Origin of the sequence: Salmonella enterica subsp. arizonae, from assembly GCF_008692845.1 — a bacterium.
Classification (GTDB): Bacteria; Pseudomonadota; Gammaproteobacteria; order Enterobacterales; family Enterobacteriaceae; genus Salmonella; species Salmonella arizonae.
The window spans coordinates 644,949-667,027 of the sequence record NZ_VXJW01000001.1; the positions used below are offsets into that span (position 1 = coordinate 644,949).

Annotated in this window: 23 protein-coding genes; 6 read left to right on the plus strand and 17 right to left on the minus strand. The window is 50.1% G+C overall.

Translation table 11 applies throughout. From position 1 onward, the window contains the following. Window positions 1–18: 18 nt before the first annotated feature. From kdsA to hemA, 6 genes are read right to left on the minus strand one after another with little or no spacing between them, the layout of a single operon-like run. Entirely contained in the window at window positions 19–873 is an 855-nt protein-coding gene (gene kdsA, locus F4V61_RS03355) for a 3-deoxy-8-phosphooctulonate synthase (RefSeq protein ID WP_000811042.1), read from the minus strand. A 37-nt stretch (window positions 874–910) separates the two neighbouring features. After that, window positions 911–1,720: an invasion regulator SirB1 gene (sirB1, locus tag F4V61_RS03360; protein ID WP_001257062.1), complete on the minus strand. Its 810-nt coding sequence runs from the start codon at window positions 1,718–1,720 to the stop codon at window positions 911–913. Window positions 1,721–1,723: 3 nt separating this feature from the next. Further along, window positions 1,724–2,113 (minus strand): invasion regulator SirB2, encoded by a 390-nt coding sequence (sirB2, locus tag F4V61_RS03365; protein WP_000150663.1) that lies wholly within the window; start codon window positions 2,111–2,113, stop codon window positions 1,724–1,726. After that, window positions 2,110–2,943, minus strand: coding sequence for a peptide chain release factor N(5)-glutamine methyltransferase (gene prmC, locus F4V61_RS03370; RefSeq protein ID WP_000347302.1), 834 nt, complete (start codon window positions 2,941–2,943; stop codon window positions 2,110–2,112). The genes sirB2 and prmC overlap by 4 nt, the downstream gene beginning before the upstream one ends. Continuing rightward, window positions 2,943–4,025: a peptide chain release factor 1 gene (gene prfA / locus F4V61_RS03375; protein WP_000804706.1), complete on the minus strand. Its 1,083-nt coding sequence runs from the start codon at window positions 4,023–4,025 to the stop codon at window positions 2,943–2,945. The genes prmC and prfA overlap by 1 nt, the downstream gene beginning before the upstream one ends. 40 nt (window positions 4,026–4,065) lie before the next feature. Next, on the minus strand, window positions 4,066–5,322 hold the full coding sequence (gene hemA / locus F4V61_RS03380; protein WP_080161184.1) for a glutamyl-tRNA reductase: 1,257 nt from the start codon (window positions 5,320–5,322) through the stop codon (window positions 4,066–4,068). A gap of 322 nt (window positions 5,323–5,644) precedes the next feature. Between hemA and lolB the strand changes: the two genes are divergently transcribed. Further along, the gene (gene lolB, locus F4V61_RS03385) at window positions 5,645–6,268 is read left to right on the plus strand and encodes a lipoprotein insertase outer membrane protein LolB (protein ID WP_000174487.1); all 624 of its coding nucleotides are present in this window, start codon (window positions 5,645–5,647) and stop codon (window positions 6,266–6,268) included. Continuing rightward, complete coding sequence (gene ispE, locus F4V61_RS03390) at window positions 6,265–7,116, plus strand: 4-(cytidine 5'-diphospho)-2-C-methyl-D-erythritol kinase (protein ID WP_058345209.1); 852 nt, start codon at window positions 6,265–6,267, stop codon at window positions 7,114–7,116. Before lolB ends, ispE begins: the two co-directional genes overlap by 4 nt. On the opposite strand, the gene F4V61_RS22040 is transcribed toward ispE, so the two are convergent. Next, window positions 7,113–7,283 carry a hypothetical protein gene (locus F4V61_RS22040; protein ID WP_012210095.1) on the minus strand — a complete coding sequence of 57 codons (171 nt, stop codon included), beginning with the start codon at window positions 7,281–7,283 and terminating at the stop codon, window positions 7,113–7,115. The genes ispE and F4V61_RS22040 overlap by 4 nt on opposite strands. Window positions 7,284–7,381: 98 nt before the next feature. On the opposite strand from F4V61_RS22040, the gene prs reads away from it, so the two are divergent. Together prs and dauA are read left to right on the plus strand one after the other, a co-directional pair. Beyond that, window positions 7,382–8,329, plus strand: coding sequence for a ribose-phosphate diphosphokinase (prs, locus tag F4V61_RS03395; RefSeq protein WP_001518537.1), 948 nt, complete (start codon window positions 7,382–7,384; stop codon window positions 8,327–8,329). Between the two features lie 124 nt (window positions 8,330–8,453). Then, window positions 8,454–10,139 (plus strand): C4-dicarboxylic acid transporter DauA, encoded by a 1,686-nt coding sequence (gene dauA / locus F4V61_RS03400; RefSeq protein ID WP_001037192.1) that lies wholly within the window; start codon window positions 8,454–8,456, stop codon window positions 10,137–10,139. Between the two features lie 44 nt (window positions 10,140–10,183). On the opposite strand, the gene ychH is transcribed toward dauA, so the two are convergent. Next, window positions 10,184–10,462: a stress-induced protein YchH gene (ychH, locus tag F4V61_RS03405; protein ID WP_000823875.1), complete on the minus strand. Its 279-nt coding sequence runs from the start codon at window positions 10,460–10,462 to the stop codon at window positions 10,184–10,186. 276 nt (window positions 10,463–10,738) lie between these two features. Between ychH and pth the strand changes: the two genes are divergently transcribed. Further along, window positions 10,739–11,323: an aminoacyl-tRNA hydrolase gene (gene pth / locus F4V61_RS03410; protein ID WP_000985594.1), complete on the plus strand. Its 585-nt coding sequence runs from the start codon at window positions 10,739–10,741 to the stop codon at window positions 11,321–11,323. Window positions 11,324–11,439: 116 nt separating this feature from the next. Next, a complete protein-coding gene (gene ychF, locus F4V61_RS03415; RefSeq protein ID WP_038395890.1) occupies window positions 11,440–12,531 on the plus strand; it encodes a redox-regulated ATPase YchF in 1,092 nt (363 codons plus the stop codon). A gap of 259 nt (window positions 12,532–12,790) precedes the next feature. Here the strand turns inward: ychF and F4V61_RS03420 are convergent, their stop codons facing one another. The 9 genes from F4V61_RS03420 to F4V61_RS03455 all read right to left on the minus strand — a co-directional run bounded on the left by F4V61_RS03420 (window position 12,791) and on the right by F4V61_RS03455 (window position 21,584). Next, window positions 12,791–14,272, minus strand: coding sequence for a DUF2264 domain-containing protein (locus F4V61_RS03420; protein ID WP_058819008.1), 1,482 nt, complete (start codon window positions 14,270–14,272; stop codon window positions 12,791–12,793). Window positions 14,273–14,460: 188 nt separating this feature from the next. Continuing rightward, a complete protein-coding gene (locus tag F4V61_RS03425) occupies window positions 14,461–16,086 on the minus strand; it encodes a sulfatase family protein (RefSeq protein ID WP_080152630.1) in 1,626 nt (541 codons plus the stop codon). Between the two features lie 13 nt (window positions 16,087–16,099). Further along, entirely contained in the window at window positions 16,100–17,326 is a 1,227-nt protein-coding gene (locus F4V61_RS03430; RefSeq protein WP_205136973.1) for an anaerobic sulfatase maturase, read from the minus strand. A 336-nt stretch (window positions 17,327–17,662) separates the two neighbouring features. After that, window positions 17,663–18,721: a glycoside hydrolase family 88/105 protein gene (locus F4V61_RS03435; protein ID WP_000069175.1), complete on the minus strand. Its 1,059-nt coding sequence runs from the start codon at window positions 18,719–18,721 to the stop codon at window positions 17,663–17,665. Further along, window positions 18,714–18,863 carry a hypothetical protein gene (locus F4V61_RS22045; protein WP_170243766.1) on the minus strand — a complete coding sequence of 50 codons (150 nt, stop codon included), beginning with the start codon at window positions 18,861–18,863 and terminating at the stop codon, window positions 18,714–18,716. Before F4V61_RS22045 ends, F4V61_RS03435 begins: the two co-directional genes overlap by 8 nt. Then, complete coding sequence (gene agaF / locus F4V61_RS03440; RefSeq protein WP_000579498.1) at window positions 18,847–19,287, minus strand: PTS galactosamine/N-acetylgalactosamine transporter subunit IIA; 441 nt, start codon at window positions 19,285–19,287, stop codon at window positions 18,847–18,849. The genes F4V61_RS22045 and agaF overlap by 17 nt, the downstream gene beginning before the upstream one ends. Window positions 19,288–19,388: 101 nt before the next feature. Beyond that, window positions 19,389–20,279 (minus strand): PTS system mannose/fructose/sorbose family transporter subunit IID, encoded by an 891-nt coding sequence (locus F4V61_RS03445; protein ID WP_000135474.1) that lies wholly within the window; start codon window positions 20,277–20,279, stop codon window positions 19,389–19,391. Beyond that, entirely contained in the window at window positions 20,269–21,039 is a 771-nt protein-coding gene (agaW, locus tag F4V61_RS03450; RefSeq protein WP_000895886.1) for a PTS N-acetylgalactosamine transporter subunit IIC, read from the minus strand. The genes F4V61_RS03445 and agaW overlap by 11 nt, the downstream gene beginning before the upstream one ends. Before the next feature lie 47 nt (window positions 21,040–21,086). Continuing rightward, window positions 21,087–21,584, minus strand: coding sequence for a PTS sugar transporter subunit IIB (locus F4V61_RS03455; protein WP_000193468.1), 498 nt, complete (start codon window positions 21,582–21,584; stop codon window positions 21,087–21,089). Window positions 21,585–22,079 lie beyond the last annotated feature (495 nt).

Consider the following 22,079-nt stretch of genomic DNA (forward strand, 5'->3'; position numbering starts at 1 on the left):
CCAAGCAAAAAAACGTAATTAGTTCTCGGTATCCAGTTCGTCGAAGCTTTTCACCAAATCATCAATCGCTTTTATCTGCGTCAGGAACTGCTCCAGTTTCGCCAGCGGCAGCGCGGAAGGACCGTCGCACTTCGCGTTAGCCGGATCCGGATGCGATTCCAGGAACAGTCCCGCCAGACCGACCGCCATACCGGCGCGCGCCAGCTCGGTCACCTGACCACGACGACCGCCAGAGGCGGCGCCAAACGGGTCGCGGCATTGCAGCGCATGAGTCACGTCAAAAATCACCGGACAGTTGCCGGAGACTTTCTTCATCACGCCAAAACCCAGCATATCCACGACCAGGTTATCATAACCAAAGTTCGCGCCGCGATCGCACAGAATCACCTTATCATTGCCGCCCTCGTGGAATTTATCCACGATATTGCCCATCTGACCAGGACTGACGAACTGCGGCTTTTTCACGTTAATCACGGCGCCGGTTTTCGCCATCGCCTCCACCAGGTCGGTCTGACGCGCCAGAAAAGCAGGGAGCTGAATCACGTCAACTACATCAGCAACAGGCTGCGCCTGGCTGGCTTCATGGACGTCGGTGATCACTTTTACGCCAAATGTCTGCTTGAGCTCCTGAAAAATCTTCATCCCTTCTTCCAGGCCCGGCCCACGGTAAGAGTGAATAGAGGAGCGGTTGGCTTTATCAAAAGAGGCCTTGAACACGTAAGGAATACCCAGCTTCTGGGTAACGGTCACGTAGTGCTCACAAATGCGCATTGCCAGATCGCGTGACTCCAGTACGTTCATACCGCCAAACAGCACAAACGGCAGGTCATTTGCCACCTTAATGTCGCCAATGTTAACCACTTTTTGTTTCATAGGATCGCCTTACACTTATAGGTAAAATGTCGGTTAATTAATGCAGAACAATTTGTTTGTGCGCAATGGTATTTATCTGCGCACGAATCATTTCGCTGATCGGGTCTTCCGGACACTGTTCAACGAAGTAGCTTAAATCGGTCAGCGCAACGTGCTCACACTCAAGCTGCGCGTAGATCAACCCGCGATCGCGAATTTCATAAGGATCTTCCGGGTTAAATTGCAACAATGCTTCGCTAACGCGCAGCGCCAGCTCCATTTGCCGCTCCTCCATCAGAGAGGATTTCAGCGTATCCAGTAGTTTACGGATCACTTCGGCATTATCGGCCTCGTCCAAATCTTCGTTAAACAACTCGGCGACCGGACTAATATTGCCTTTTAACCAGACTTCCAGCGTATGTTCATCAAGCGTTTCACCGTTGAACGGGTTAATCAGCCACATTTCCCCTTCCAGCGATTCAATACGCAAAATCAACTGCGTTGGGAAGATAACAGGCACCAGCGGCAGATCGAGACGGTTTGCTATCCATAATAAAATAGCGCCCAGAGATACCGCGCTACCCTGGCGGTTTTTCAGGACGTTATCGAGCCATAAGGCATCAGAAAGACGGTAGACGCCGCGGGAGTCCGTGAACCCCCACTCGCCGTAAAAAAGTGCCAGCAATTTTTCCAGTTGCTCATCCTGAGACAGGAGCTGGCTAATTTCTTCCTGCGCCAGACTGACCAGACGTTCCAGTTCGTCGTAGACAAACTGCGTGGGGAAATCCGCGCGAATCATCTCTGATGCCAGGATCATGCCATCACACAGCGGCGCATTGTTAAATTCGAAATCAGCTAACGACCTCATGACTTACCCCAGTAACGGTATTTTTGTGGTGGCGAGTTTAATGATGATGTACAGCACCACCAGCGCCAGCGGGAAAGCGATAAAACGCGCCTGCTGGCTGCGCGCCTGACGATAATCAAGCGCAATAAAACCCAAAACGATGTAGATGATAACGCCAAACAGTTTTTCAGTCAGCCATGCGCCCGACTCCGTGAATGGCAGGATGTGCGTTTTAACGATTAGTCCTATACCACTAAGCAGTAACAGGGTATCTATGACGGGAGGCACGATTCGCGTCCAGCGCGCGGCGGCCAACGCATGGCCGTAATAGCGCCACCAGTAACGGGCGACAAACAAACTGACGGAGAGCGCAACGCAGATAAGATGAAACGTGAGCAGCATCGCAATTGTCATGGCGTAATACGTCCGCAGGTCACGCGTTCATTGCCGCCATAATCACGACATGTTTCCACATCCGTGTAATCAGCCCGCCTGAAGGTCGCTCTTACCGCTTCGCCTTGCTGCCAACCGTGCTCCAGCAACAGCCAGCCGCCAGGCGTTAATACCTGGCGGGCGTGATCGATAATATGCGTAATATCCGCCATGCCGTTTTCGTCCGCCACTAGCGCCGAAAGCGGTTCAAAACGTACATCACCTTCGCTAAGATGCGGGTCCCGCGCGTCAATGTAGGGCGGATTACTGACAATCATGTCGAACTGCTGCCCCGGTAACGCGCTAAACCAACAACTTTGCAGTATACGCACATTCCGGATGGCCAAATGCTCAGCGTTACGTATCGCCAGCGCAACCGCATCAGGCATACGATCGACCGCAGTCACGTCGCAATCCGGTCGCTCGCTGGCCAGCGCCAGCGCAATCGCGCCGGTTCCGGTGCCTAAATCCAGAATACGGCACGTTTTCACCGGTAATCGCGCCAGCGCCTGTTCAACCAGACATTCGGTATCCGGGCGCGGGATCAGCGTGGCGGGAGAAACAAACAGCGGCAGCGACCAGAATTCGCGTATGCCCGTCAGATGCGCAATCGGCTCTCCTTGTTTACGCCGCCGCAGCAGCTCCGCCAGTTGTTGTTGCTGGGTGGCGGCGAGCGGCGTTTCGCCAAAGGCCATGATATACGTCCGCCCCTTGCCCGTAACGTGCTCAAGCAGGATCTCGGCGTCGCGCCGGGGGCTGTCGCTATCCCGGAGCTGATTTACCGCCTCACACAGCCAGTGCTGAAAATCCATTATTCCTGCTCGGACAACGCGGCTAACAGGTCAGCCTGGTGTTCCTGAACAATCGGCTCAATCAGCATATCCAGCTTACCTTCCATCGTTTCATCAAGGCGATATAGGGTCAGGTTAATGCGATGATCGGTCACGCGCCCCTGCGGGAAGTTGTAGGTCCGGTTACGATCGCTACGATCGCCGCTACCGAGCAAATTGCGGCGCGTTGACGCTTCGGCCTGCTGGCGTTTTGCCGTTTCGGCGGCGTGAATTCGCGCCCCAAGCACCGAGAGCGCTTTCGCTTTGTTTTTATGCTGCGAACGCTCATCCTGGCATTCTACGACAATCCCGGTCGGCAAGTGGGTAATACGGATGGCGGAGTCGGTGGTGTTAACATGCTGACCGCCCGCGCCGGAGGAGCGAAACGTATCAATGCGCAGATCCGCCGGGTTAATATCCGGCAACTCAGCTTCCGGCAGCTCCGGCATCACGGCGACGGTACAGGCAGAGGTATGGATACGCCCCTGCGACTCGGTCGCCGGAACGCGCTGGACGCGGTGTCCGCCGGACTCAAATTTCAGTCGGCCATACACGCCTTCGCCGCTGATTTTGGCGATAATCTCTTTATAACCGCCATGCTCGCCTTCGCTCATGCTCATGATCTCCACACGCCAGCGGCGCGCTTCGGCATAACGGCTGTACATGCGGAACAGATCGCCGGCAAACAGCGCGGCTTCGTCGCCGCCAGTGCCGGCGCGAACCTCAAGGAACGCGTTTCGTTCATCGTCCGGATCTTTCGGCAGCAGCAGTACCTGTAACTGCTGCTCCAGTTGTTCGCTTTTTTCTTTCGCTTCGCGCAGTTCTTCCTGCGCCATTTCTCGCATTTCAGGATCGTCGAGCATCATCTGAGCCGTCTCGATATCGTCCTGAACCTGTTGCCAGTCCGTAAAACAGCGAGAAACGTCGCTTAATTGCGCATATTCGCGCGACAATGCGCGAAAGCGGTCCTGGTCGGCGATAATCCCCGCATCGCCCAGCAACGCCTGAACTTCCTCATGGCGTTCGTGCAGGGCTTCCAGTTTGGCAACGATAGAAGGCTTCATAGGCGTAAATTCACCCTGTAAAAAAGTGTGGTGTGTGCTGCTACTCCAGCCCGAGGCTGTCGCGCAGAATATTCAGGCGTTCGTCATCCCCGTCACGGGCAGCCTGTTGAAGTGATTTCGTTGGCGCATGAATCAGGCGGTTGGTCAGTTTCCATGCCAGATCCTGCAAGATGGCTTGCGCATCGCCGCCCTGTTGAAGGGCTGACAGCGCTTTGGTAGTCAGTTCGTCACGAATCTGCTCCGACTGACTACGGTATTCCCGAATGGTCTCGCTGGCCCCCTGGGCGCGTAGCCAGGCCATAAACTCGCTGGCTTCCTGCTCAACAATCGTTTCCGCTTCTACTGCAGCAGCCTGACGCTGCGCCAGATTATGCGAAATAATGCTCTGTAAATCATCGACGCTATAAAGATAAGCGTTCGCCAGTTTACCGACTTCCGGCTCAACGTCGCGTGGTACGGCGATATCGACCAGCAGCATCGGCTGATTACGACGGCTTTTTAATGCGCGCTCCACCATGCCTTTACCGATAATCGGCAGCGGGCTGGCGGTCGAACTGATGATAATATCGGCATCCTGCAAACGGGCGTCGATATCGCTGAGCGAGATAACCTCAGCGCCTACCTCATCCGCCAGGGCTTGCGCGCGCTCGCGGGTTCGGTTGGCGATAATCATCTTTTGTACTTTATGCTCGCGCAGGTGACGCGCCACCAGTTCAATGGTTTCGCCCGCGCCAACTAACAGTACAGTGACCGTCGACAGCGATTCAAAGATTTGGCGGGCGAGCGTACAGGCGGCAAACGCGACGGAGACGGCGCTGGCGCCGATATCGGTTTCAGTCCGTACTCTCTTGGCGACGGAAAAAGACTTCTGAAACATTCGCTCCAGCACGCTGGCGTTAAGGTGGCCTTTTTGCGAATCCGCAAACGCTTTTTTTACCTGACCGAGGATTTGCGGTTCGCCCAGCACCAGTGAGTCCAGACCGCTGGCGACACGCATCAGGTGGCTGACGGCGTCATTGTCCTGATGCCAGTACAGACTGTTGCGCAGATCGTCTTCGTTCAGATTATGGTAATCGCATAACCAGCGGATCAGCGCTTCTTGCAGGTTGTCCTGCTCTTCTACGCTCAGATACAGCTCAGTACGGTTACAGGTTGACAGCACAACCCCGCCCTGCACCATTGGCTGCGCAAGCAGGCTGTCCAGCGCCTGATCAAGCGTGTCCGGCGAAAACGTTACACGTTCTCGCAGCGATACAGGTGCCGTTTTATGGTTAATACCGAGCGCTAAAAGGGTCATGTCTGCGGGAGTAGTACCAGCGTTGATATGGTTAGTCTGCCTGCATCATACAGGATGCGCGTGGTCAATAAAAGAGAGAGCCCCCTTTTGGAGTAATTGGCGGCGCTCGCTAATTTGATGATTTAAGACAACTTGAAAGTAGACGATGTTACCAGGCGGCGCTAGCATTAAAGGTTATAACTGTAACCGATAGCAAAAATTTGCCCAATCGCGGCGCAAACGCTTTTTTACGGCCTGCAGGTTCAGTTTTCAGGCCTGATAAGCGTAACGCCATCAGGCAATTGGCAATTATTGCACCGTATCACAAGGATTCGTCATCACTATGACCCTGCCCGATTTTCGCCTGATTCGTCTGCTGCCGCTGGCAAGCCTGGTTCTCACCGCCTGTACGCTTCCTGTGCATAAAGAGCCAGGCAAGAGCCCGGATTCTCCTCAGTGGCGCCAGCATCAGCAAGAGGTGCGTAATCTGAATCAGTACCAGACGCGCGGCGCCTTTGCTTACATCTCCGATGACCAGAAAGTCTATGCACGCTTCTTCTGGCAACAGACCGGACAGGATCGTTACCGTCTGCTGCTCACCAACCCGTTGGGCAGCACCGAGCTGGAGCTTAACGCCCAGCCGGGCAATGTCCAGTTGGTGGATAACAAAGGTCAGCGCTATACCGCCGATGACGCCGAAGAGATGATCGGTAAACTCACCGGGATGCCGATTCCATTAAACAGCCTGCGGCAGTGGATCCTCGGTCTGCCCGGCGATGCCACCGACTATAAACTGGACGATCAGTATCGCCTGAGCGAAGTGAACTACCGCCAGGATGGTAAAAACTGGAAAGTGGTTTACGGTGGCTATGACAGCAAAACGCAGCCTGCCATGCCTGCCAATATGGAGCTTTCAGACGGCAGTCAGCGCATTAAGCTGAAAATGGATAACTGGATTGTGAAATGATGACCTACTGGCCCTCCCCGGCAAAATTAAATCTGTTTTTATATATCACCGGACAGCGTGCGGACGGCTACCACACGCTGCAGACGCTGTTTCAGTTTCTGGATTACGGCGACACACTACACATCGAGCCGCGTCGCGATGGCGAAATTCATTTATTAACCCCGGTTAACGGCGTTGAAAACGAAGACAACCTGATCGTCCGCGCCGCGCGAGGGTTGATGAAAGCCGCCCTGGAGAGTGGACGTCTGCCCGCCGGAAGCGGCGCGGATATCAGTATTGAGAAGCGTTTGCCGATGGGCGGCGGGCTGGGCGGCGGTTCGTCTAATGCCGCAACCGTTCTGGTGGCGCTCAATCATCTTTGGCAATGCGGGCTTTCCGTTGATGAACTGGCGAAGCTCGGCCTGACGCTCGGCGCAGATGTCCCGGTCTTTGTTCGTGGTCACGCTGCCTTTGCCGAAGGCGTAGGCGAGATATTAACGCCTGTGAATCCGCCGGAAAAATGGTATCTGGTGGCGCACCCTGGCGTCATTATTCCGACGCCGGTTATCTTTAAAGATCCACAATTGCCGCGCAATACACCAAAAAGATCAATAGACACGTTACTAAAATGTGAATTCAGCAATGATTGCGAGGTTATCGCAAGAAAACGTTTTCGCGAGGTTGATGCGGCGCTTTCCTGGCTGTTAGAATACGCGCCGTCGCGCCTGACTGGGACAGGGGCCTGTGTCTTTGCTGAATTCGATACAGAACCTTGTGCTCGCCAGGTGCTTGAGCAAGCCCCGGAATGGCTCAATGCTTTTGTGGCGAAGGGTGTCAACCTCTCCCCATTGCACAGAGCGTTACTTTAAAACATTCTGGTTTCAGGAAGATGGCGAGATGATGAGCCGCCAGTCGTATACACCGTATGTGACTGGTAGGAGGCATCGCTGCCAGCGCGCATGAAACGTGAATGTTGACGAGTAAGCCGGGTAAGCTGAGCTTCGGTGACAACGTCACCTTGTTCCAGACGTTGCATCGCGCTCTTTAATACACCGCCTGGATAGGATTTTGCCTGGCCCGCACAGTTTTCGGCAAATCTTTTCCACCAATGGACGCATGCCTGAGGTTCTTCTCGTGCCTGATATGAAGCTTTTTGCTGGTAACGCCACCCCGGAACTAGCACAACGTATTGCCAACCGCCTGTACACTTCTCTCGGCGACGCCGCCGTAGGTCGCTTTAGCGACGGCGAAGTCAGCGTACAAATCAACGAAAATGTACGCGGTGGTGATATTTTCATCATCCAGTCCACTTGTGCTCCAACCAACGACAACCTGATGGAGTTGGTCGTTATGGTTGATGCCCTGCGTCGTGCTTCCGCAGGTCGTATCACCGCCGTTATCCCCTACTTTGGCTATGCACGTCAGGACCGTCGCGTACGTTCCGCCCGTGTGCCGATTACCGCAAAAGTTGTCGCTGATTTCCTGTCCAGCGTCGGCGTTGACCGCGTTCTGACCGTAGACCTGCATGCTGAACAGATCCAGGGCTTCTTTGACGTTCCGGTTGATAACGTATTCGGTAGCCCAATCCTGCTCGAAGATATGCTGCAACTGAATCTGGACAACCCGATCGTGGTTTCCCCGGATATCGGCGGCGTGGTTCGCGCACGCGCTATCGCTAAACTGCTGAACGATACCGATATGGCTATCATTGATAAACGTCGTCCGCGCGCGAACGTTTCTCAGGTGATGCACATCATCGGCGACGTTGCCGGCCGTGACTGCGTGCTGGTTGACGATATGATCGATACCGGCGGTACTCTGTGCAAAGCAGCAGAAGCATTGAAAGAACGTGGCGCTAAACGCGTATTTGCTTACGCGACGCACCCGATCTTCTCAGGCAATGCGGCAAACAACCTGCGCAACTCCGTTATTGATGAAGTCGTTGTCTGCGACACCATTCCGCTGACCGACGAAATCAAAGCGCTGCCGAACGTGCGTACTCTGACCCTGTCAGGTATGCTGGCCGAAGCGATTCGCCGTATCAGCAACGAAGAATCCATTTCCGCCATGTTCGAGCACTGATCGAACCCGGATCTGAAACCCGCTGCGGCGGGTTTTTTTGTCTGTAATATCCTTTTGTATGACTTATGCCTCCTTCACCTGCCATTTAGTTGACAGATGATGCGCTCATGGATGAAACATTATTGTGAACAAATTATTTTCCTCACATGTGATGCCTTTCCGCGCTCTCATCGACGCTTGCTGGAAAGAAAAATATACCGCCTCCCGGTTCACACGCGATGTGATAGCCGGGATCACCGTCGGGATTATTGCTATCCCGCTGGCGATGGCGCTGGCAATTGGCAGTGGCGTTGCGCCGCAATACGGCCTCTATACCTCTGCGGTCGCCGGGATCGTGATCGCGCTAACCGGCGGCTCGCGTTTTAGCGTGTCCGGCCCTACCGCCGCGTTTGTGGTGATTCTGTATCCGGTATCGCAACAGTTTGGTCTGGCGGGTCTGCTGGTCGCCACGCTGATGTCAGGCTTCTTCCTGATCCTTTTCGGCCTGGCGAGACTGGGGCGATTGATTGAATACATCCCGGTGTCGGTCACGTTGGGTTTTACCTCAGGGATTGGTATTACCATCGGTACTATGCAGATTAAAGATTTTCTTGGTCTGCAGATGGCCCATGTGCCAGAGCACTATTTGCAGAAAGTCGGCGCGCTGTTTATGGCGTTGCCCACCGTCAATATTGGCGACGCCGCCATTGGCGTGGTGACGCTGGGAACGTTGATTTCATGGCCGCGCCTCGGCATTCGTCTGCCGGGACATCTTCCCGCGCTGCTGGCCGGTTGCGCCGTGATGGGAATCGTTAATCTATTGGGCGGCGACGTGGCGACTATCGGCTCACAGTTCCACTACATTCTGGCTGACGGCACCCAGGGCAACGGCATTCCGCAGCTTTTGCCGCAACTGGTACTGCCGTGGAATCTTCCTGGCTCCGATTTCACGCTAAGCTGGGATTCGTTGCGCGCACTGCTGCCGGCGGCTTTCTCAATGGCAATGCTGGGGGCAATCGAATCGCTGCTTTGCGCCGTTGTGCTGGACGGCATGACGGGCACCAAACATAAAGCCAACAGCGAACTTATCGGCCAGGGGCTGGGGAATATGGTCGCGCCGTTCTTTGGCGGCATCACCGCCACCGCCGCGATTGCCCGCTCTGCCGCCAATGTCCGCGCTGGCGCGACCTCACCCGTCTCGGCGGTGATTCATGCCATCCTGGTCATTCTGGCGCTACTGGTCTTAGCTCCGCTGCTCTCCTGGCTGCCGCTTTCCGCGATGGCGGCGCTACTGCTGATGGTGGCATGGAATATGAGTGAAGCCCATAAGGTGGTGGATCTGTTACGCCATGCGCCGAAAGACGACATTATCGTTATGCTGCTGTGCATGTCATTAACGGTTCTGTTTGATATGGTCATCGCCATCAGCGTGGGGATTGTCCTTGCTTCCCTGCTGTTTATGCGCCGTATTGCGCGAATGACTCGACTTGCGCCGGTCAATGTCGATGTGCCTGATGATGTGCTGGTGCTGCGTGTTATCGGTCCGCTCTTTTTCGCTGCGGCGGAAGGGCTGTTTACCGACCTTGAGTCACGTATTAAGGGCAAACGTATTGTCGTTCTGAAATGGGACGCCGTACCAGTGCTGGATGCAGGCGGGCTTGATGCCTTTCAGCGTTTTGTGAAGCGTCTGCCGGAGGGTTGCGAATTGCGTATCAGTAACCTGGAGTTCCAACCGCTACGCACAATGGCGCGCGCCGGTATCAAACCCATTCCAGGCCGTCTGACCTTCTTCCCGAACAGGACGGCGGCGCTGGCGGATTTAATCAGTTAACGAGCAATGCCCTGCGGCGATGGCGCTTACCGGGACTGAACCGGTTAGCTATGACGACGATTGTCGCTACGGCGGCAACGTTTGTCATAGTGACGCAGCCACCAGTATTTGTCGCTCACCTGCTCATGCCCCCCTACGCGAGCCCCCGCCAGCCAAAGTACCGCACCGACAAAAATGCTGAGTATCGCGCCATGGGCAAAAAATTGCGGCAAATTAAACTGCGGTAACTGGTTTAAAATAGAGTAACCCACTCCGACAACCATTACTACCAGACCCAACCCCATCAGCGTGTTACCGAATAACGAAGCGTTTTTGCGTTTCATATGTCACCTCCGGAACTTTTGGGTTGTTTTTTAGGAAATCCCCCTAAACTTTATGTGTAAAGTATAGACAACACTTCCGTTTGTAAGTGCGGGTGCGATCACAAATGTAAAGTTTCATTTAACAAAACTTTACAAATAACACACTGAACAGTTTGCATTTTTAATAATCCACACAGGCGATTATTTAATTTACTTCCGGGCGTCGCTGTGTTTTGTCAAGCGGGCTGACAGACAGTAAACTACGCGCCAGTTATGGATCTACTCAGGACAAAAAACGTGGCAATTAAATTGATTGTTGGTCTGGCGAATCCCGGTGCGGAATATGCCGCGACGCGACACAATGCAGGCGCATGGTACGTCGATTTACTGGCGGAGCGCCTGCGCGCGCCGTTGCGTGAAGAGCCTAAATTCTTTGGCTATACCTCACGCATCACGCTGGAAGGGGAAGATGTTCGCCTGCTGGTGCCCACCACGTTCATGAACCTCAGTGGTAAAGCAGTTGGCGCAATGGCCAGTTTTTACCGTATTCAGCCGGACGAAATTCTGGTCGCTCACGACGAGCTGGATCTCCCTCCGGGCGTCGCGAAATTTAAACTTGGCGGCGGCCACGGCGGCCACAATGGTCTGAAAGACATCATCAGCAAGCTGGGCAATAATCCCAACTTTCACCGATTACGCGTTGGAATCGGTCATCCAGGCGATAAAAATAAAGTTGTTGGTTTCGTGCTGGGTAAACCCCCTGTTTCTGAACAAAAATTAATTGATGAGGCCATTGACGAAGCGGCACGCTGTACGGAATTGTGGTTCAAAGACGGTCTGGCCAAAGCAACAAGCCGTTTGCATACCTTTAAGGCGCAATAACCAGTGATGTGCGGCATTTTTGCCGCACGCCGTGTATAATAGGCGAAGTTCTTTCCATTATTGCAATCTGTTTTCTATAACAGGTTGATTATTAAGATATTAAGGTGAGTTAAATCATGGGATTCAAATGCGGTATCGTCGGTCTGCCCAACGTCGGGAAATCCACCCTGTTCAACGCGCTGACAAAAGCCGGTATTGAAGCGGCAAACTTTCCGTTCTGCACCATCGAACCGAATACCGGTGTCGTACCGATGCCCGATCCGCGTCTGGACCAGTTGGCTGAGATCGTAAAACCGCAACGCATTCTACCAACAACGATGGAGTTTGTGGATATCGCCGGCCTGGTAAAAGGCGCGTCCAAAGGTGAAGGTCTGGGTAACCAGTTCCTGACCAACATCCGTGAAACCGAAGCTATCGGCCACGTTGTGCGCTGCTTTGAGAACGACAACATCATCCACGTGGCAGGTAAGGTAAATCCGGCAGAAGATATTGATGTTATCAATACTGAACTGGCGCTAGCTGACCTTGATACTTGCGAGCGCGCTATCCATCGCGTGCAAAAGAAAGCAAAAGGCGGCGATAAAGACGCGAAAGCAGAACTGGCCGCGCTGGAAAAATGCCTGCCGCACCTGGCTGAAGCGGGAATGTTGCGCTCGCTGCACCTGACGGACGAAGATAAAGCGGCCATCCGCTATTTAAGCTTCCTGACGCTGAAGCCGACGATGTATATCGCAAACGTCAACGAAGACGGTTTCGAAAACAACCCATACCTGGACCAGGTTCGCGAAATCGCCGCGAAAGAAGGCTCGGTAGTTGTTCCTGTGTGCGCCGCCGTCGAAGCTGATATTGCTGAGCTGGATGATGAAGAGCGCGATGAGTTCATGGCAGAACTGGGGCTGGAAGAGCCGGGGCTGAACCGCGTTATTCGCGCAGGTTACCGTTTGCTCAATCTCCAGACCTACTTCACCGCCGGCGTGAAAGAAGTCCGCGCATGGACCATTCCGGTTGGCGCAACCGCGCCGCAGGCAGCCGGTAAAATCCATACTGACTTCGAAAAAGGCTTTATTCGCGCCCAAACTATCGCCTTTGACGACTTCATCACTTACAAAGGTGAACAAGGCGCGAAAGAAGCCGGTAAGATGCGAGCGGAAGGGAAGGATTACATCGTTAAAGATGGCGATGTGATGAACTTCCTGTTCAACGTCTAATTGGTTTCTGTTGCCTCGTGAGGTTTCATTAAATCTCAGCAGCGTCAGAAAACCCTATAAAATCCATGCAATTGCATGGATTTTATGTATCATAGTATCTCAGATGACATCGTAGCAATACCGCTAAACGGAGTACACCAGCGAGTATGGCAAACGGCGCGGTATGATTCCCGGAACGAGTCACACATTGCAGACTTCTCCAAACCAGCCCAGCGGTATCTGTCCGCTACAATACGAAATATGACGAGCATAAATACCACTAAAAAAAGGCTGTCATCTTAGAACTGTAACTTGTCACACCTTTGCGTAATAAATTATTTTTAGGCCGTTCGGCGCGACCAGTAAGCCACTCTTTAAAACGTGCGGACCACGATGGCGTGGTAAGGCCACGCGTTAATGGGGATTGCTGTTGGGTATAATCACTACGGAACGTAGCCACCACCTCTTTCGTTTCGCAAGTTCCCATCACAAACAGATTTACAGGCTCAATAGTTAAACTAAAATCCTGGAGTTCTACAGGTAATTGACGACTTTCACACAACCATAGATTAATATCAGACGCACAATACAGAGCAATATTCAGGGCACGTAATGACCAAAAACTACTGGCAGGTCCACTGTAGTTGTCCACCAATCGTTCGTCATCTGCAAATAATCCCTGCGTTGGAACACCAAAACGCATCGCCCCATTGCCAATAAAATAACGCAGTGTCGTTTCCAGAGCACGCTTCGCTTCCCCTATTTGTAACGCATCTTTTGAATGACTGGCTACCGCCAGTAATGGGGCAGAAACAGCCAGGCGATAACAGGCACTGCGACCAAAAAAAGGAATGCCTTGCGGTGTCATCAAATAACGATAAGTCGTAACAAACTCCGCCATACAGGAACGAATAAATTGTGGATCATATTCAGGATTGATTTGGTCAAGCCAATATAAGGAATAGTGAAATCCCCATGCATTGTAATAATCGTAATTACCATGCGCCCCATCCCTAAACCAACCGCCACCTACATGGAATTCTTTTATACGTTCATATTTTTCGTTGCTAACATCCCCAGAGCCATTCAAGGCACGCATTACAAATTGCACGGTTAATGGAAAAAGGTGCCAGTTATTATCGACCGTTTGTAAACCATTAACCTGATTAAACCAGCAAGTAATTTGCTGCTGTTGAGCGGAGGTTAACCGCTCCCAAACCGTTTCACGACATAGCCATAATGCCAGAGCCAAATCGGCACTTTCACAAATACGCTGATCATAATCATGAAGCTTTCCCCAGTAACCTGGATGCGTAGGATCGGTTCCCGCTAAGAACGCCTCAGTGATGATCGCCGTAATATTCAACGTTCCCCCCTTCAGATCATCCATACGCCCCTCTCCGGCAGGTTGATTTCGTAACCACACTGCCAGGGTAGGTAACACCCGACTCACTCCTTCTAAGGCATCAGTACGCGCGTTTTGCTGGCTAGGGCGTCCCGGATAATAGGCATGGGTATGTCCCCAAACAGCATAATGATCAAAAGCCTCTGCTACATAACGGACTAAATAATCACACTGATATTGCAACGAAATCTGAGAGTCCTGAAACAGCTTCTGTAACCGCGTGTCGTGAATGTCATAGGGGCATTTTTTGCACCATTGCCGAATGATGTGTTGTTTAAATAACAGGCAATACATCGCTGCATCGGGATGTTCATAGGGAATTATCGGGCGGGGTTTAGCACTAATTTCCACACTCATGGTCAACATACCTGAAAAATATTAAAAAGATATTAATGACAAGACTGCTTTTTAACTTAGCATTATTCGAGTCTCATGCATCACGAGATGCACTCTCCAGGAATAGCTTTTCTCAACTACCTGAAAATGGGTAAATAAAAATCATCAGAGTTTAGAACTTGATGTCCTTCCCTCTGACGATTAGTAGTTCATTTTTTCGCTGACTCTTCTAAAATATGGAAACGATCTTGCCCCCATGCGATAGGCTTCGGCTTATTTTTGATCCACTCATAAAAAGCAGTTTTCATTACTTTGACGCGTTCAGGAAATTGAGCGGCCAGATCCTTCGACTCCATTGGATCTTGCTTGTCATTAAACAGTTTCGGAGTATTAGTTCCATCATCGTAAAAATAAAGAGCCCACTCTTGATCACGGATTGCCCATGAGGCTTTAGAAAGTTTTTCTAAATTGGGATTTTTAGGGGCTGACGGATTGGTATAAGTTATCCACTTCCAGTAGCCGTACCAGAAAGGTTGATTTTCTTCACTGTAATGTTTCGCTCCTGGTCCAGCCCAGTACAAATATTGATGTGGTGAAGTCTTACTTTTACCCGCCAGTACCGGCATAATATCTTTACCATCGACATTCATTTCATCAGGAATAGTAATCCCTGCCGCGTGTAATGCGGTAGGTAAAATGTCTAATGCGCTGATCAACGTATCGCTTTGCGTACCCGCAGGGATCTGTTTTGGCCAATATGCCACAAACGGAATATGTACCCCACCATTATACATCTGACCTTTATAACCGCGATCCATACCATTCATTGGCATTGGAGATTCATTTACAGCACCGTTATCAGAAATAAAAAAAATGAGTGTATTATCCAATTCATCTTTTTCTTTCAAGTAATTTATTATTTTGCCAATTCCTTCATCAGCAGCATTGATTGCCGCAAAATATTTATCTGCTTCCACATTACCTGTATTAAATCGATCCATATATTTGGCTGGAGACGCTTGCTCTAACGGGATATGAGGAACGCTATATGCCAGACTGATAAAGAAAGGTTTCTGCCCTGCCAGATCAATAAATTTCAGTGTTTCCTCGGTAAGATGATGCGTCAGATAACCCGGTGCAGAAATATTCTGGCTATTGCGCCATATAGCCGGGGAATTCCATAGCGCTGCACCAGACGCGTAATAACTATAAGAATAATCAAAACCGCGCTTTTGAGGCTCATAACCAGGTTCGCTGACAGAAATCATATTGTCATGATAATCACGGGTTTTAACATCATCAGCAATATAATTCTTTTTGTCAATACGTGAATTATGCCATTTACCGATGTTAGCCGTAGCATATCCATTTTCTTGAAACAGCGCTGGCAGCAATTTGATGTCCAATGGAATCCCTTTAATAGCATCATCATTACTGTAAGTACCGAAACTTGTCGGATAACGACCAGTATAAATTCCCGCACGTGACGGACCGCACACAGGATGAGCCACAAACGCATTGGTCATTTTGACCCCGTTTTGCGCCAGTTGCGCCACATTAGGCATCGCCCGTTGTGCCGCATCAATCATTTTGTCCAAATCCCCCTGATAACGCATGGGAACCGAGCGCTGACTTAGTACATTCTTATCCAAATTATTCAAAGTGAAATCTAATTGACCAGTGCCCAGATCATCCATGATGACCAACAACACATTAGGTTTTTCATTACCTGCGACAGTTGATGTCGGTGCAGCTAATACACTGGATGCTATAGTGGAACACACCGTGGCAATCAGGCCAGCTAACAGAGTTTTTCTTCCTGCGGATAACTTCATTGTCATTCACTCCTTAATGGCTATTAAATTTATTCAGTAACGGCATAATGTCAGCCGCCACGCCGCCGCTCTGAATAATCTTGCTCATGGCCTGCATGACTGGTGCGGTGTGATAAAAGAAATGCTTGTAAGAAGCACACAGATAATTGTGCTTATGCTTTTCTCCCGTCTGCGGGACGATACGATGTTTCGGACAGCCTCCCTGACACAGAGCTTTGACCTCGCACTGCTGACACATTTGGGTCAATTTTTCCTGTTTTGCATTCCCAAAACGCTGTTGCTGGCGTGATGTAGCCATTTTTACCAGCGATGTGTTAGCAATATTACCTAGCAAGTAAGCCGGATAGACATAGTGATCGCAGCTGTAAATATCGCCGTTAGTTTCAATGATCAGCGCCTGACCGCACGTAATCGCTTGCACACAGGTTGATGCCGGATATCCCATCCAGGTTCCCAGTAAGCTGTCAAACTCACGTATATAGATAGAACCAACATCTTCTTTCACCCAAGCATCAAACACAGCATTCATAAAGCGCCCGTAACCATCTGCCGGAACACTAAAAGGCGACAATACGGCATCTGCTGGTGGTGAGTAATGACCCTTTGTATGGGGCAAACAACGGGCATCAACTTCTACGATGGGAATAAACTGTAAAAAAGTGGAACCTAATGCTTTGAGCGCCTGATAAGTCTCCCGTCCTTTATCATAGTTTTGATCGTTCACTACGGTTAGCGTATTAAAATCAACGTTGTATTCACGTAACAACGCAATAGATTTGTTGACACGCTCAAAGGTTGGCTGACCATTAACAGCAATACGGTATTTATCATGTATCTCTGCTATTCCGTCGACAGAGACGCCAATCAGAAAACGATTTTCGGCAAAAAAGTCTGCCCATTGCCGATTAATAGCAATTGCATTGGTTTGAAAACTATTGGTAATAGTTTTCCCGTCAGCATATTGCTGTTGATATGCCACAGCCTTACGATAAAAATCTAATCCAGCCAGTGTAGGCTCACCTCCTTGCCAGGCAAAATCCACCGTATCGCCGGCATGGGAACGTAAGTAATCACGAATATAGCGGCGCAACATACTGTCGCTCATTGTCTGTTTCGGGCTTTTCCGCGCATTCAGCATTGTCTCCTTTTCAAGATAAAAACAGTATTCACAATGCAGGTTGCAACGATAGCTGACAGGTTTTGCCATCATGTGAAAGTAGGCTCGTTGAGTTTGTGACATATTCATTGAAAACGTGTTCCGAAAAAATGAAACGATATTGGCTAATTTACCTCAATAAAACGACCACTGTAACGCGCAAAATCACGAAAATGAAATTAAACGAAGGCAAAATAAAAGCAAACGAAAGAAAAAATCAAAAACATGCTTCGCCAAAGAACGATAAATTAACCAAAAGAAATAGAACACAGGTTAACGGCCCCATCTGACAGCAGATAAATGACACGATGCGGATTTCACATGATCGATTTCGTTATTCACTACAGACCGTAAAATACGGGCAGTTTTTGTCTCTTTTGCCCTCATCGCGATTCACATCAAAGACAGGCTCGTTGTACCTTACTTCAAACGCATTACTTCGGTTGCCGCTAATAAATATGCTCCAGCACCGTAGTCAATATTGTGTTCAAACTTTACATCGCGTGGATTGAATGCCGGCAATTGAACCCAACCGATCATACCGTTTTTATGAATACAGCCCTGCAAAGCATCCCAGGCCTTTTCAACTACCGGCAGATAAATTTCTGCTGGCAATACGCCCTGATTCATTCCCCAACACAGCCCATAACAGAATAATGCTGTCGCGCTACTTTCCGGCGCCGGAAAACGATGGGGATCAAGCAAACTGGTACGCCATAAACCATCCTCATGCTGATAACGGATCACTTTATCTGCAAGATCGGTGAACAAATTAAGATAGCGCTGACGGCCCGCATAATCTTCTGGCATCCGCGCCAGTAAACGTGGGATAGCCGCTAACACCCAACCAATACCTCGGCTCCAGAATACTTTTTCGCCATTTTCTTCACGCAATTCACTGCCGTTACCATCAGGAATATAACGATGATCACGATAAAACAGCCCCGTTTCAGGATCGCGTAAATGCTCCACGGCATCCCAGAAAGCCTGATCCATATAGGCCAGATAACGAGGATCATTTGTACATTTACTTAATGCAGCAAACGTTGCGGGCGCCATAAATAACGCATCGCACCACCACCAGTCTTCACGTCCGGGTTTAGGTTCGTTGACGATGGCAGATATGGCCTTAATCGTGGGTTCCAAAGCTTCCGGGATAGCTATCACCGGCCAAACATCCAGATATGCCTGACAACAGATTAGATCGTCAGCGAAGCGTAAGTTTGGCCCGGGACGGAACCCCGTGTGCAGAGTATAATTCATCACGCCATCCAGATATTCCTGATCACCTGTTGCCAGCCAGGCGGCAGCCACACAAGACCAAAATACGCCACGTTCCCAATCGGTATCTTTAATAAAACGGACTTTACCACTCCGGCGGATCACGCTACGAGTCTGATGCGTTGCCTGATAACGGTATACGCGTTTCATCGTTTCACTCGCCTGCTGAGCACGAGTCTGCTGTACCATGTTACTCATGGTGAATCTTCTCCCTTGTGTCACAGGCCAGGCTGTCATTAACAACCCGCATGTAACTGGTGATATAATCAATAGTAGCGGCATCCGCATCAACACCTTTCGGCGTCAGCGGATGCAACAACACATCAGAGTCCACTTTCATTATCACTGTTATCAACAACCATTGCGGCTGCCAGTTCAGTACGTATGTTCTGTACGCTGGTAGCCCCAATGTCCATTAGAATGTCCACTAGCTCAGCTAACGATACGCCATCACGCTCAAAAGCCGCGTTAGCGATCATCGGTAAATTAACCCCAGCCAGTAGCTCAGCATTGCGACCACTCATCAGGATATTCAGCGCACGGTTACACGGCGACCCTCCGGGAATGTCGGTTAAAAACAGTACGCCATCACCACTATCAACCCGATCACCAGCGTTGCGTAATTCTTCTTCCAGCATGTCTGTAGATAGATTTTCCACGAAATCAACGAAAGCCATTTGCGGTTGTTCACCGGCTATTGCTCGTACCGCTGATTCCATACCGGAAGCAAAATGAATATGGCCAGAGACAACAATCCCAATCATTTACAACGTCCTTACCCTAATAGTCCTGAATGCATGTTACTTACACCATATCCGCATGCTGCGATTGCCCACAGGCGGATACGGCGACACAAATCAATTCATTACACAATGCCCAACAGATGGCCGATAACTCCCGCAGCCAGTGTCGAGAAAATGAGAACCGGGGGTTTTGCCCAAAAGCCTGTTCCCTTCACCATTTTGAACATAAAGAACACTAACGCCAGTGGGAGCAAATTCGGCATGATCTTGTCAAACAGTGCAGTTTGTAGCTCCACTGTCTTCCCACCAAGATCGATTGCCGCAGTGGTTTTTAACCTGATAAAGGTGGCGCATAACGCACCGATAACAAAGATCCCCATGATGTTGGCGGCTTTTGCCAACTTCTCTGTGGCATCACTCATGTTCACCATCGCCGCGGTACCCGCGCGATACCCCATAAACATCAAACCGAAATAGACCAAAAAATGGACAATCTGATACAGAATAAAGAACACAAAGGGTCCCGCGATCGACCCTTCAATCGCAATAGACGCCCCCAGAGCTAACGTCAATGGCATCAGAGTCATATGGTCTATAGCATCACCGATACCACCGGTCGGCCCCATTCCCGCAACTTTCATAACGTTAATCGTCGACGGTTTTTCTTTGTTCTCTTCCATAGCAACCGCTGTGCCTAGCAGGAAGGTGAACAGTTTTGGACTGGCATTGAAGAATTGCAAATGGTTCTTCAGCGATTTCGCCAGGTCCGCGCGGTTATTACCGTGGATTTTTTGCAATGCCGGGATAATCGAATACGCAAAACCGCCCCCCTGCATGCGTTCAAAATTAAAGTTACCCTCCATAAACAACCCCCGGATCGCGCACTTCCACAGGTCTTTACGGGAGATCACTTTACGAACCTCGGTATCCTGATAAGCATCAACGTTATCGATCAGGCTGCTTGTTTTGGCTTCCGCTACGCGGCCTTTGTCTACGGTGATATCAGATGCCATCTTCGAAATCCTCTGCTTGTTTGGTATTGTTATTACTGTTTTTTCCACTAAAGAAGTAGTACAGAAGGGCAATGGATGCGCCCAGAATTGCCACGGCCATAATTGGCAGCTTCAGATAAGTAGTCATCACGAAACCGATAAAGAACACCCCTGCCACTTCTTTCGACCACATGATCTTCAACAACATAGCAAAACCTATTGCCGGTACCATCTTCGCCCCAATTCCCAGACCTTCTAACAAGACCGTTGGCGTGTTTTCATCAATCCAGGCAGCTGCATGCTCACCGAAATACACCGTCACGAAGGCGATAATGAAATAGAGCATGGAACGCGTAATCAATGTTCCCACCAATAAGCGGGAGATCCCTGCCGTATCAGCTTGTTCAGCACATCTATCAGCTTTCCCCATTGTGAACGCTGTCATTGCAAAGAATCCGATAACAATCATCTGCATCAAAACAGCGATTGGCATACCGACGCCCATCGCGACTTCCGGTGACTGGCCCGTCATAACCGCAAAAGCGACAGCAGCAATCGTTCCCATGGTCACATCAGGTGGCTGTGCGCCAGCATTAGGCACCAGACCTAGCCAGGCCAGCTCCAGAGTAGCGCCAGCGATCAATCCCACTTCCATATCGCCCATAATCAGGCCTACAATCGGGCCGGTAATTAAAGGACGGTGAATATTCAGGGCTACGTCGTACTTGTCGATACCGCACAAGAAGGCCCAGATTGCAACTAAAGTAGCTTCAAACAGCATAATTTCTTCCTTTATTGCCGTATGTCGTGATGCGATACGTCATGAACTTATGCACTGACGGCGAGTTCAATCACATTGACCGGAGTCTGGTCGGGTGTGTTCTGCACGGTGCAAGTCGCACCGCAGGCGAGAATGCGTCTGAAAGCATCGAGATCTTTTTCATCGACAGAAACCGTTTTGGTTATTTGACGTTTACCTTCATGGAAATGCATATTGCCCACGTTGCAATGTTTAATTGGCACACCACCTTCAATCAGACGTGCAACATCCGTTGGGCTGTTACATAGAATGAATACTTTCTGCTGTGGGGAGGCTTTATGGATCACGTCAATAGTTTTCTGAATACTGAAGAAACGTACGGCATATTCACCGCCCGCAGAAGCTTTCATTCCCGCCTGCATAAAAGCAGCATTTGGCCCTTCGGCGGCTTCATCATTAGCGACCAGGATCAGATTAGCCTCTGTATGTTTTCCCCAAGTAATGCGGATTTGTCCGTGAAGTAAACGCTCGTCGATACGAGTCCAGACGATATTTGGCTGAGTCATAAAAATATTCCTGTATTTAATTTTTAAAACAATAAAGCGTTATAGGCTGTGCCATACGGTTAGTTTTTCCGTAAGCACTCGGTTGTTCAGTGTATTATTTAAAAAAATAAACAATGAAACCGGGAATACCATGCTCAGTAAAATAATGAGGGTATTCACTATGATTGATACCACTGCCATAAATAGTTACTTGCGGTATTGTTTTTTCAGCAATCCACTGTTTTATTCAGGTAAGTTGATTGCTGCTTAATTTATTGCGTTACCCCACTAACCGGCAGATGCGTCAATTTTTTTCGAGCAGTATTCTAAATATTGTGTCGCTTTCATCGACTCCTATTAAGCAGAGTGATATGTCTTGGATTTTGCCAAAAACTTGGCCCTGACGGAGCACATCTATAATAAGTTTTTGAGTACAAAATGTTAGAGCATCAGTTCCAGAAAAACTCAATCGCGAAAATTAGCTGGTGGCACGCCCGTATAAAAAATAGTTCAAGG